We start from the raw sequence: 12662 nt of genomic DNA, 5'->3' as shown, positions 1-12662 counted from the left end.
GTTTTAATCTTGCTTTTTAAACCCTTTGTCGTAATAGCGTTGCTGTTGACTTCAAAAATGATTACAAGTTCAAGTGTTCTTTATTCATTTCTTTTGATGATAAAATGGATTTATAAGCAAACTGGTTTAACATGGTAAATATTGTAATAAATACCGAAATCAACCTATAAAAAATGCCGTTTATATCGTTTTTTTTCAAATACATCTAAAAAATGAGTTTATACTGATGTTTATTCATTTAAAAAACTAATTTTAAACTTGATAACGAAACTTTTATCATGATTAATAATCCATTTTCTTCGCAAACTTTTAAAGATGTTTGGCTGAAACATTTTAATGCAAATAAACCTGAAATAACAACTGATGTTATAAAACCCGTTTCGTTTTATAAACATGCTGTTGTGCCTTGTTATATAAACGTAGGTAATAAACTGACTAATGGTTTAACGTATCAATGCAATTCAAAAGCAACTGATTATAAAAATCAGGTGTTTTTAGTTCGAGATATTCCTTCATATCAAGAAATTATAGCTCCAGAAGTATCCGCTGCTTTAAAGCTCAAAAAGGTTTTCCAGTATGAAGGTTATATCACGCGAGTAGGTAATTATGAGTCGTTGGACGCGTATTTAAATACCATATACAAATCTAATACACGATCCAAATTGCGTAGAAATGTGACGCGTTTAGAAGCTAATTTCACAGTAGATTATACCATGTATCATGGTGCAATTTCTAAAACAGATTTCGACCTTGTTTTTGATAGTTTTTATAAACTTTTTGAAAAGCGTTATTCAAATAAAGGTGAGCCTTGTGGCGAGTTGGAACCAACTTTATGGGCTTTCTATACCGAGTTAGCATTTAAAATGGTTAACGAAGGAGCCGCATCGCTGTTTGTTATTTATGGTGATGGCAAACCTATTGGTATCACATTTAGTTATCATTTTGATTCTATTTTAGTGGAAGCATTAACTGTTTTTGATATTGATTTCTATCGTTATAATATTGGTCATACAACCATTATGAAAATGCTAGAATGGAGTTTTGACAATGGCATTGAGATTTTTGATTATACGCAGGGTGATTTCGACTATAAGAAGCGTTGGAGTGACGATCGTTACCAGACTTCTTATCATATTTTATACGATTCTAAATCTTTAAAAAGCAGATTAACGGCTAGCCTTTTAGAGAAATACTTCAATTTTAAACGCGAGTTTAGAGACCGCAAGTATAGTGCTAAAGTTCACAATTTGAAGCATCAATTATTTGGCGGTAATAAAAACAAAGCGGTTATGTTGGATGCTTATAAAGTAGAGTTTTTAAATGATGCGTTTACCATGGAACCTAGTACGATTCAAATTGATTTGGACGCAGAATTATACGTGTCCCAACGAAAAGCACTTTACGATTATTTATATATGAATCCAGAACCAGCAAAGGATTTAACGGTTTATCAATATGAAAACGATTCTCTTTTAGTAAAAGCGAAAAACGGCTTCTTAAAAATTGTTAGAGATGAAGCATAATCCGTTTACCTCCAATACATATCAGGAAACTTGGTTGAAGTATTTTGCAAAACAAAAAGAAGGCAAACAGTTTCAATTTATTAAAAATCTGTCTTTTATAAGGCATAAATTTCTCCCTTATTATATAAATGCTGGTAGAAATATGACTAATGGCGTTACTTATAAAGTTGATACTTCTGCATCAGATTATAAAAACAAATCAGTGGTTATTTATGATGTCCCAGATTATTGTGATGTGTCTAATACAATAGAAAACGCCAATTTAAAAATTCATAAAGTCCGACAATACAAAGGGTTTCTGGCAGATTTATCAAAAGTAACGTCGTTTGAAGCGTATTTGCAAAACACCTTAAATGCCAAATCCAGAAATAAGTTTAGGAGTACCTTAAAAAAGTTTGAGAGCTGCTTTGATGTATCCTACAACTATTATTATGGTGATATAGCTCCAGACGAGTATAAAACCATGATGGCTAATTTTAAAAACTTGGTTGAAACGCGCTATGGTGATTTAAAAATTAATACCAGTTTAATTAGTGAATGGCCATTTTATGAAGAATTAGTGTATAAGATGCTTCATGAAAAAAAGGCTATGATTATCAGCATTGATGTTGCTGGCAAACCTATTTCTATGTCGCTAGCATTTTTAGGAGAAAACTCGCTTGTTGGCGCTGTTAAGGCATTTAATACTAATTATTATAAGTTTAATGTAGGTCATATTGAGATTAGCAAGTTTATTGGTTGGTGCATTGAAAACAACAAAGAGATTCTAGATTTTTCAAAAGGAGAATATGAATACAAAACAAAATGGACAAACACTAACTACCTGTATAATTGCCATGTATTGTATGATGACTCAAGTGTTACTTCAAAGGTAACTGGACTTTTATTAGTCAAGTATTTTGAATTAAAGCAATATTTGCGCGATAAAAATTTCAACTTATTTGTTGCTAAAACGCGTTTTGCGCTTAAGAATTTAGGCGCTTCAAAAGAACAGAAATTACCGTTCAAAATTCAACCAATAACGGAAGATATTGATTTTAATGCCTATCAATTAGTTGACTTAAATGAGGAAGCTGAGCGTTTTCCATTTTTAAACAGACTTGTATTTGATGGATTATATCAAAAACCAGAATGTTTTTCAGGTATTAAAATCTATAGGTCAGTTAAAATAATAGAAGGTAAGCCGAATTATGTAGTAATCGGAACTAAAAATAAATATCTTATTGAGATTCTTTAGAAAGGTATATTTCTGCTAATTGAGCCATAGAAACACTTTGGAAACCATGATTTTTTTGTAAATCTCTAAAGAGTTTAAAGATGTCTTCTAAATTTTTGAAATTGGCATCCATATTCTTGCCAAAATTATGAGGATGCCACCAAAGATGGTAGATTTCGTTATTTTCTGCAGCCTTTTTTAATCCTTTTTTAATTCTAGAAATACGTAGCGGCTCTAGTAATTTGAAACTGTTGCTGTATGGTCTAAAAAACTTGCTTGATGGGATGTTAATTATACCATGACAGTTTTTTAGCTCATTAATAGAGTAGGTGTTATAGCCGGAAACATTGCAGTAAGCATCAGTGAGCCTGAATGCCTTATGAGTTGCGTTATCTAGTTTTTTGGTGTCATGTGTATCAAACATCCAGTGTTCTTCAATACCACGATAGCAAATAATACCATGCTTAGCACATGTTTTTAAATAGGCTTCATTAATCTGATTCCTAGGAAATACAATACTTTTTATGCTAATATTTTTTTGTTTTGCAATTTTGACTGCAGCTATAATATCTGCTTCAAATTGTTCAGGAGTTTGTCCGTCTTCATTGGCATAATAATGGCTAAAGGTGTGGCTAGCAATTTCATGATTACCGTTATTTTTTATAAATTCAATTAAAGATTCAGCATAATGAAATGGATCATCTGTTTCATTTTCACCAATATTTTCTATTAAGTTGTAAGGATTAAATCGGGAATTTAAATAGGTTGGTTTTTCAGAAGGCAAGGCGCCTAATAATTCCTGTTTATTTTTAGCAAATAAGAAACCAACAGTCGCAAAAGTTAATGTAATATTGTATTGATCAGCTAATGCCACTAGTCGCGGTATCACTTCCCTAACATTTTTCAGGTTAGTTTGATAGTCTGATGTTGTCTTCACGTCAAATAAGCCCCAAAAGAGCTCAAAATCCAAAGAAATTAATAAATAGCCGTTCTGTGTTTTCATTAACCCAAAATAGTTTGAATGGTTTTAATAATAATCTTAAAATCTACTAATAAGCTTGCGCTATTAATATACTTCTTATTCAGTGCTATTTTTTGAGGTAAAATGGTATTTATATAAAAACTTTCCATGTTTTCAGCAGTTTTTAATAATTCTGCTTCATCACGAAAAAGAATAGAGGCATAGTCCGTAATTCCTGGTTTTACAGATAATATTTCCATATCATCAACCGAATAGTAATTAACATAATGTCTTACTTCGGGTCTAGGTCCAACAAAACTCATGCTTCCTAAAAATACATTTATTAATTGGGGGAGTTCATCAAGCTTATATTTTCTTAAAAAAAAACCGGTTTTTGTAACCCTTGGATCTCTATCTCCAACTGTTAACAAGCCTTTTTTGTCCGAGCCGATAAACATGGTTCTAAATTTAAAAATTTTAAAATCTGAATTCCCTTTTCCTACACGTGTTTGTTTGTAAAAAACGGGGCCTTTAGACTCTAACTTTAAAATTAGTGCTATTACCAAAAGTAAAGGTAATGATAATATTATACCTAATAAAGAAAAAACGATATCAAAAAGACGCTTTAGCATAGGCATGATTCTACGGCGTTTTCAACCGTGTTTACAATATATTTAAGCTCTTCTTCAGTCAGTTGCGGATAAATTGGCAACGAGATTTCCGATTTAAAATTGGTGTATGCTATTGGATAATCTGCAATATCATAACCCATATTTTTAAACAAAGTTAACAATGGTAATGGCTGAAAATGAACGTTAACAGCTACACCTTCTTTTGAAATGGCCTCAATAATTGTATCACGTTGTTCTTCGGTTGCATCTTTTATTCTTAAAGCATACAGGTGACAAGATGAAAGTTTATCTTCATTTTTATAAGGAGGAATGATAGCCCAAGGCTTGGTTTTAAAATGTTCCTGGTAATACGTATATATCGTTTCGCGCTTTTCTAAAATATGCGAAAAATATTCTGGAAGCTGAGCAACACCAATGGCAGCAAGGATATCAGGCATATTTATCTTCATGCCTGGATAAATAATATCGTATTTCCAGCCACCTGCTTTAGATTTTGTAAAAGCATCTTTAGTTTGTCCGTTTAAAGAAAAACATCTTAAATAATTATATTCCTCTTGATTGCTAAATGGTTCGGGAAGGTTTAAGCAAACGGCTCCACCTTCGGCTGTAGTAATGTTTTTTACGGCATGAAATGAAAATACGGTTATATCTGATGTTAATCCAACAAACCTATTTTTGTATTTAGCACCAATAGCATGAGCAGCATCTGCAATGGTTACAATTCTATTTAATTGCTGTTGCTTTTCTGAATTAGCCTTGAAAATATGTTTCTTATTTTCAACAAGCTCCTGAATTTCATCATAATCGCAAGGCCATCCAGCAATATCAACTGGCATGATTGCTTTTGTTTTTTCGGTTATTGCTTTTTCAATAGCTGAGATAGAAATATTAAAGTCTTCATTGACATCTACCATTACAGGTGTAGCGCCAACGTGAATTACAGCTAGAGCAGTGGCAGCATATGTATAAGCCGGAATAATAACTTCGTCACCAGCACCAATGCCATACCATTTTAAAGCTAGCATTAATCCAGAAGTTGCCGAGTTAACACATAACGTATTTGGAACGCCAATATGCTCGCAAACAAGATCTTCTAGCTTTTTAACTTTAGGTCCAGTGGTAATCCAGCCAGATTCTAATGCGTCCGTAACTTCGTCAATTACGGCTTGGTTTATGTAAGGTGGTGAAAATGGAATTTTCATATTTTAATGTTGATTAATAGCGTCCTCAAATATAGTTATATATTGTTTAGATACGTTTTCAAGACTAAACGTTTCAACTCTTTTTAAGGCGCTTTCAGCTAATTTATTTGCTAAATTTTTATTTGCTGCTAAATCTATAATGGCATCAACTAGAGCTTCGGTATTTTTTGAAGGCACTAAAATAGCTTCTTGATTATTTTTGGCAAATTCGCGAACTCCTGTTACATCTGTTGAAATAATAGGTAGTCCTACGGCTGCAGCTTCCAGAAGAACTCTGGCAAAACCTTCACGAAACGTTGGTAATATCATAGCGTCTGCGCTTAATAATAATTCACTAACATCTTTTCGTTCGCCTAAAAATTCCACATAAGATTTATATTGTTTTAATATTTCTGAATTTAGTCGCTTGGAATTCTCTTCTAACGGTCCCACAATTATAAACTTAAAGTCATAGCCTCTTTCGTGGCATATTTTAGCAGCTTCTAATAAGAATGTGATGCCTTTTTCATAAACTAAACGCGCCACAAATATAAATGTGAATGTCTTGTTCTTACGCTCTGCTAAAGAGTTGTATTGTTTTAGTTCGATGCCACTACTGTATATTAACCCGAAATTATGTGGATTAATAAGATTGTATTTTAGAAATAAATTTTTGTCATCATCATTTTGAAAAATCGTTTTATATACTCGGTTTTTGACTTTTCTATGCAATGTTTTGTAAACGAATTGTAAAATTAAATTCCGAAAGGATTTCGACATAAAAATAGTGCCTAAACCGGTAATTGTTCGGGTGATAGGTGTGTTCGTCTTAAGTAATGCTAGTGGTACTAAAAAGGCAGGTTTCGTGTCAAACGTATGAATTACGTCAAATCTGTTTTCGGTAAAAAATGACCGATACCATTTTATGGTTTTATTATCTGATGTTATGGAAAGGCTTCTATTTAATGGGTAATCAAAATAGGTTATGTTTTCAGGGAACGTCAAGTTGCTTGTCCCAATAATAGTCACCTCAAAACCGGCAGCAATTAAATACTGCGAAAGATTGATGCGTTTGTGCACATCTTCACCACCAACTAAACATATTTTTTTTGACATTAATTTTAAACTATAATTAGCTAATCGTTTCTTGATTTATAAATGTGAGTTGTAAAGTGAAAAATACCACTTTTGAAATGTGTAAAATGTCCAAACTTTATAGCTATTGTCTTCCTTGCCAGAAATATGATTCATGACTAGTGGTTTGATGTAGTTGCTGTTAAACAACCCTTGTTTATCTATTAGTTTAGAGTCAGTGTAACTTTCTAATTCCTTTTTTAAGCCAGCACGAAGCCAGTCTCCAACAGGAACGGCAAAGCCTTTTTTAGATTTATCTAGAAATCCATCAGGAAACTCATGCTTAAAAGCTTCTTTTAAAATATGCTTTTTGCTCCAACCTTTAAGTAAGTAATTTTCTGGTAAACTATTAGAAAAATCCCAAAGGGCTTTGTTTAAAAATGGCGCACGGCATTCTAGTGAATTCATCATGCTGGTTCTATCTACTTTAACTAGCATGTCGCCTTCAAGGCTTATTAAACGGTCAACTTCTCGATAATCATGAAGCGATTTCGGTTTGTTAATATGTTCTTTATAATATGCAAACGGATTTGCTAACGTATGTTCAGGATTTAGTAATTGTTGGGTATCATTTTCAAAACCTAATGAAATAATATTCCAATAGTTTTCACCTGTATAATCAATAGCTTGGACCAGTTTTTTTAGTTTAAAACGTTTTCCGCGATTATCATCTTTAGTTGAAAGTAGACTCGTTAGCAATGGTTTTGTACTATTATGAAGAAACTCGGGAACCATATTGGTATAACGGTTGTTTAAATTTCCCATGTAATATTTATTGTAACCACCAAAAACCTCATCACCACCATCTCCGGTTAAGGCAACTTTTACATAATCGCTTGTTTTTTTGGATACTAAATAGGTTGGTAGTGCGGATGAATCTGCAAACGGTTCATCAAAATTCAATAAAATAGCATCAATATGTGCTTTAATATCGTTTTCAGAAATTATAAACTCGTGATGATTACTGTTGATTTGCTTGGCTACCAGTTTAGATTTATCGGTTTCATCAAATGATGTTTTATCAAAACCAATAGAAAAGGTGTCTATTTTGTTGTTAGATAATTGTGATAATCCCAGACTAACAATAGAAGAATCCACACCACCAGATAGAAACGTGCCAATTGGAACATCACTAACTGTGCGACTTTCAATACTGGTTATCATAAGGTCGTGCAACTTTAATTTAGCATCATCAAAAGACAGGTTGCTTCTATCTCTCTCAATTTTATTGATTGCGGAAATAGTATGTGTGTGATTTTCTAAATCATATGTGATATAATGATTGGCTTCTAATTTCTGAATACCATCATAAATAGAAAAAGGAGCAGGAATGTATGTGAGTTTAAAAAATAAATTTAATCCTGTTTTTGAAATTTCAGGTTTATTGGGAAGCACCTTAATAATAGATTTAAGTTCAGATGCATAATAAAAACCACTTTCTGTTTGTGTGTAATACAATGGTTTTTCGCCAAAGAAATCACGCGCAACAATGAGCTTTTTTTTGTTCTTGTCATGAATACTAAATGCAAACATACCATCTAGTTTTTCAAAAGATTTTTCGCCTTCCGTTTCATACAGTTTTAGAATAACTTCTGTATCACTTTGTGTTTTAAAAGTCAAGCCTTTTGTTTCTAAATCTGCACGTAGTTTTCGGTAATTATATATTTCACCATTAAAAACAATAGTTATACTATTATCTTCATTTGAAATAGGTTGCTTGCCTGTATTTAAATCTATAATTGAAAGTCTGCGCATAGCCATTGCTACAGAATATGTGTCACTGCTATTGTGATAAAAACCGGAATCATCAGGACCACGATGTATGATGGCATGATTCATTTTTTTAAGCGTGCTTAAGGCGTCTTCCGAAGCTGTAAATGTTGGTTTTATAAATCCGTTTATTCCACACATAGATTAAATACTATCAATTAAGTTTTTAACATGAATTCCAATATTCTTGATATCATAAGTTTTAGCGCGTTCGAAACTTAAATCGCTATACTTTTGACGTGCTTCTGGGTTTTTTTGTAAATATTTAATGGCTTGAGAAAGCCCCACAGCATCATCAACATTTACTAATATGCCATATTTAGCTTTAGCGAATGATCCTTTTAAAATAGAAATATCTTCATTGTTATTAAGTAATTCCAAAGGACCAGACATGCAGTTGGTGCAAATTACTGGCAAACCTACAGACATGGCTTCCAAAACCACATTAGGGAATCCTTCGGTTAAGGAGCATAATACAAAACAGTGTCCTTTTACAATGTATGATTTAACATCATCTACGTTTCCATTAAAATGAACGCGTCCAGCAAGATTCAATTTTATTGATAATTCATCTAATTGTTGGTGTAAATAGCCATCACCATAAATTTCCATATAAAAATTACTGGATAACATACTTATAGCTTCAATAATGCTTTTTTGGTTTTTCACAGGAATCATGCGTCCAACTGTGACTACTTTAAATATATCTTCAAAATCAGAGTAGGTAGCTAATTCAGGCTTAACTGTTTTAGTTAGTATGGGATTATAAATAACGGACCTGTCTATTTTTAGTCTGTAATTTGTTTTTAAATCCGCATTGATATAAATGGAATTTGAAAATAGTTTGTCGTTTTTGTTATAAAAGTAGGGGATTAATAGTTTGGTTAAAAATGCAGTTAACTTATCATCTTTGTACATGATGGATGGAAAACAACGCTCGCTAATTATAGTTTTTAGTTTAGGGTTAAACATTTTCGCAATGCTGGTCATAATATTTTGACGAACTAAAAAGGAAACGACCACATCAATTTTCTCTTCTTTTAAAACCTTTTGATATGTAAATATGAATTTGATGTTGTCTTTAATTCGACCAAATATGGAAGTTTTAAAAGTTTCATCAGGTTTTGATAAAATCACCAGTTTCGTATCTTCTGGTATGGGTAGTTTAATTTCATTATATAACAAAATTAACGTGACATCGTAATATTTAGGAAGCTCATATAATAATAAGCTAACAACTTTTTCGGCACCACCATAACCTATGGCAGAAATAAATAATGCTATTTTTCTTTTTTCAGACATGCTGATTCTTAGGGGATAATTTTAAAAACAAGTTTGTGTATTCACTAATAATTTTATTGCTACTAAATTTATTTATCACCACATTACTAACGGTTTCAGGGTTAAAAGGAAATGCTTCATGAATTTGGTTTAAATAGTTTAAATAATCTCCCTTGGTATCGGCTACAAAACCATTTTTACCAGACTCAATAATTTCATCCAATCCACCAGGTGCATTAAAAGCTAAAATAGGAGTACCTACAACGCAGCTTTCTATTAGTACATTAGGAAATCCTTCCACAAAGGATCCTTGTAAGAACACATCGCTTTCAGCTAAATAGGTTTCTACATTTTTTGTGAAGCTAATATACGTTATGTTTTTTGTTAGACCCTTATTATCAAGCATTTCAAAAATACTATCTTTTTCATTACCAGCACCAATTATTGTATAATGAAATGGAAAATTTAATTGTGAAAGCACATTAATAATGCGTTCATGACCTTTCTCCTTGCTTAAACGACCAATCGTGATAAAGTTAATTGGTTTTGACGTATCACGAGCCGTAGCTTTAAGTTTAAATACTTTAGTAATGGGATTGTTAATTAAAACGGTTTTTGATTCGGGTACATTATAATTTGCAATCATATCCTTTTGCATGTCTTTAGATTGACAAATAATGCAGTCTACTAACTTATATGCAAATACAATCATAGCTTTGGGAAAAGCAGACTTGGTGTACGGATTATGTTCATTTAAAACGGTTAATACATTCGCCTCACGAGAAACAAATTTAGTCTTTCTAAAATAAGGAGACATAAAAGCAATCATAGTATTCAAATGCACAATGGAACTAACTACAATATCTGGTTTGTGTTTTCTGAAGTATTGAAACAAACTTCCAAAAGCTTTTAAAACACGCGGTTTGTTTAAGTAAACGATGTTTAAATTTTCTAGTTCGTACACGGTATCTTTTTCATAGCCTGTAATAAGTAAGGTGACTTTAAATTGGTTTTCGTCCAAGTTTTGAGCCACGTACGATAGGATACGTTCGGCGCCGCCAGCAGCTAATGACGGTAGGACAAATATAATATTGGTTTTAGAGTTGTTCATTTATTTAATAGTGTATCCTTTTCCATTTGTTTTAAGCCATTGTTTTAAAACGAGCAATTTCCAAATTAAAGGATAGCGATTCCAGCTTCCATTCATATGTTGTTGAATCATTTTATGGACCTCATCAGCATCAATATTCGGGATTTCTCGCAAACTGGCCATATCTAGTTCTGATAATACATAATCTTTCAGTTCATGTTTAAACCATTCCGCAAATGGCATGGTAAAACCAGCTTTTGGTCTGTCAAATATTTTTTCAGGAACATATTGATACAGCACATCTTTTAAAATACGCTTTTGAATTTTCCCATTGTATTTAAAATCTGTTGGTAATGACTGCGCAAATTCCACAATACTGTGATCCATAAGTGGCGCACGTGCTTCCAGAGAATATGCCATGGTGGCGCGATCTACTTTGGTATTAATATCCCAATTAAGGTAGGTTTTAATATCAAAATCGGTTAGGCGTTCATATAAATTTTTAGTGTTGTGAAATAAGTATTTCTTTTCGGGAACATCGGTATAATCAAAATCGGATTTCAACCAAGACATATTAACACCAGTAACCGATGCAATATATAGCGAATTGATATCGTCATATTGTAATCCTTTACCAATCATTTTTAATTTATAATAAGGCGCTAAACTAGCTGTTTTTGCAACCGTATGCCTTAAAAAATTTGGCAAATTGTATAAGTGATTTACCTGTTTCATCCATTTGTAGCGTTCATAACCTATGAAACTTTCGTCTCCACCATCACCAGATAAAGCAACCGTAACTTTTTTACGTGTATGCTTCGCTAAAAGCATGGATGGGATGGCTGAAGAATCAGCAAATGGTTCATCATAAAAATGTGTAAAATTATCAATGAGATCTAATCCTTCATTATAATTACATTCTATAATATGATGATCTGTTTGTAAGTGATCCGCTACCTGTTGGGCATAAACACTTTCGTCAAAACCTTTCTCGTTAAATTTTACTGAAAAGGTTTTCACTTTACTATCGGTTGTTTTTGTAGCTAAAGCAGCAACGACCGAGGAATCAACACCACCTGAAAGGAAAACACCCACAGGAACATCGGCAAATAAACGTGTGGAAACGGCATTGCTTATCAAGCCATCTAATTCGGTAATAGCATCTTTGTAAGAACCTTGATACGGGTTTTTAACGTCTGTATCAATATCCCAATATTTTCGTTCTTTAAAGTCGTAAGATGTTAAATCTAAAGAAAAACAATGTCCAGCTTGTAGTTTTTTAATTTCATTAAAAATGGAATGCGGATCGGGAACGGCTCCCCAAGCTAAATAGTAACTGATAGCTTTATTAGAAATTGTTAAATTAGAATGATGCATTTGAATGGATGAAAGCTGACTTGCAAATTCAAATTGCTTATCATTCAAGTAATAGTAAAATGGTTTTTTACCCAAACGATCCCGGGCGCCAAAAAGTTTTTGTTTCGTTTCATCATAGATAACAAAGGCAAACATACCACCAAGATAATCTACGCAATCTTCGCCATATTCTAAATACGCTGCACAAATTACTTCCGTATCACTGGTTGTGTTGAATTTATAGCCTTTTGCTTCTAACTGTTTTTTTAGCACTTTAAAATTGTAAACCTCACCATTAAAAACAATATGAATGGTATTGTTATAGGTAAACGGTTGGTTGGAGCGCTCGTCAATATCTATAATAGCCAAGCGGTTATGTCCAAAGATTACTGGTTTGGATACGTCTCCAAAAAATTTAAAATCTAATTTATCGGGACCTCTAAATTTTGCGCGTTCCAACTTGTCTTGAACCTGTTTTTTAGAGTATTCTATAGTTGATCCGTAAATTCCACACATAA

General features: G+C 32.6%; 10 protein-coding genes. 2 read left to right on the top strand and 8 right to left on the bottom strand.

Going from position 1 to position 12662, the window contains the following annotated elements; translation table 11 throughout:
- The first annotated feature begins 278 nt into the window (after nt 1–278).
- Nucleotides 279–1523 carry a GNAT family N-acetyltransferase gene (locus ES675_RS08390; RefSeq protein ID WP_066248046.1) on the top strand — a complete coding sequence of 415 codons (1245 nt, stop codon included), beginning with the start codon at nt 279–281 and terminating at the stop codon, nt 1521–1523.
- Nucleotides 1513–2760 (top strand): GNAT family N-acetyltransferase, encoded by a 1248-nt coding sequence (locus ES675_RS08385; RefSeq protein ID WP_066248042.1) that lies wholly within the window; start codon nt 1513–1515, stop codon nt 2758–2760. Before ES675_RS08390 ends, ES675_RS08385 begins: the two co-directional genes overlap by 11 nt.
- Here ES675_RS08385 and ES675_RS08380 read toward each other — a convergent pair.
- Genes ES675_RS08380 through asnB (ES675_RS08345) form a run of 8 tightly spaced genes read right to left on the bottom strand, consistent with a single transcriptional unit; the run spans nt 2744 to nt 12660 of the window.
- Nucleotides 2744–3742, bottom strand: a complete 999-nt coding sequence (locus tag ES675_RS08380) for a polysaccharide deacetylase family protein (RefSeq protein ID WP_066248039.1) — start codon at nt 3740–3742, stop codon at nt 2744–2746. The genes ES675_RS08385 and ES675_RS08380 overlap by 17 nt on opposite strands.
- Nucleotides 3742–4332, bottom strand: coding sequence for a sugar transferase (locus ES675_RS08375; RefSeq protein ID WP_082985851.1), 591 nt, complete (start codon nt 4330–4332; stop codon nt 3742–3744). The genes ES675_RS08380 and ES675_RS08375 overlap by 1 nt, the downstream gene beginning before the upstream one ends.
- On the bottom strand, nt 4326–5534 hold the full coding sequence (locus ES675_RS08370) for a DegT/DnrJ/EryC1/StrS family aminotransferase (protein WP_066248033.1): 1209 nt from the start codon (nt 5532–5534) through the stop codon (nt 4326–4328). The genes ES675_RS08375 and ES675_RS08370 overlap by 7 nt, the downstream gene beginning before the upstream one ends.
- 3 nt (nt 5535–5537) lie before the next feature.
- A complete protein-coding gene (locus tag ES675_RS08365; RefSeq protein WP_066248031.1) occupies nt 5538–6629 on the bottom strand; it encodes a glycosyltransferase family 4 protein in 1092 nt (363 codons plus the stop codon).
- Nucleotides 6630–6665: 36 nt separating this feature from the next.
- The gene (gene asnB / locus ES675_RS08360) at nt 6666–8558 is read right to left on the bottom strand and encodes an asparagine synthase (glutamine-hydrolyzing) (protein ID WP_066248029.1); all 1893 of its coding nucleotides are present in this window, start codon (nt 8556–8558) and stop codon (nt 6666–6668) included.
- Between the two features lie 3 nt (nt 8559–8561).
- Nucleotides 8562–9719: a glycosyltransferase gene (locus ES675_RS08355; RefSeq protein ID WP_066248028.1), complete on the bottom strand. Its 1158-nt coding sequence runs from the start codon at nt 9717–9719 to the stop codon at nt 8562–8564.
- Nucleotides 9712–10809, bottom strand: a complete 1098-nt coding sequence (locus tag ES675_RS08350; protein ID WP_066248026.1) for a glycosyltransferase — start codon at nt 10807–10809, stop codon at nt 9712–9714. Before ES675_RS08350 ends, ES675_RS08355 begins: the two co-directional genes overlap by 8 nt.
- Nucleotides 10810–12660: an asparagine synthase (glutamine-hydrolyzing) gene (gene asnB / locus ES675_RS08345; RefSeq protein WP_066248023.1), complete on the bottom strand. Its 1851-nt coding sequence runs from the start codon at nt 12658–12660 to the stop codon at nt 10810–10812.
- Nucleotides 12661–12662: the final 2 nt, after the last annotated feature.

This window comes from Algorimicrobium algoritergicola, assembly GCF_008086165.1.
GTDB classification, from domain to species: Bacteria; Bacteroidota; Bacteroidia; order Flavobacteriales; family Flavobacteriaceae; genus Algorimicrobium; species Algorimicrobium algoritergicola.
The sequence above is the reverse complement of the archived record's forward strand: the minus strand, read 5'-3'. Positions and strand labels throughout refer to the sequence as shown.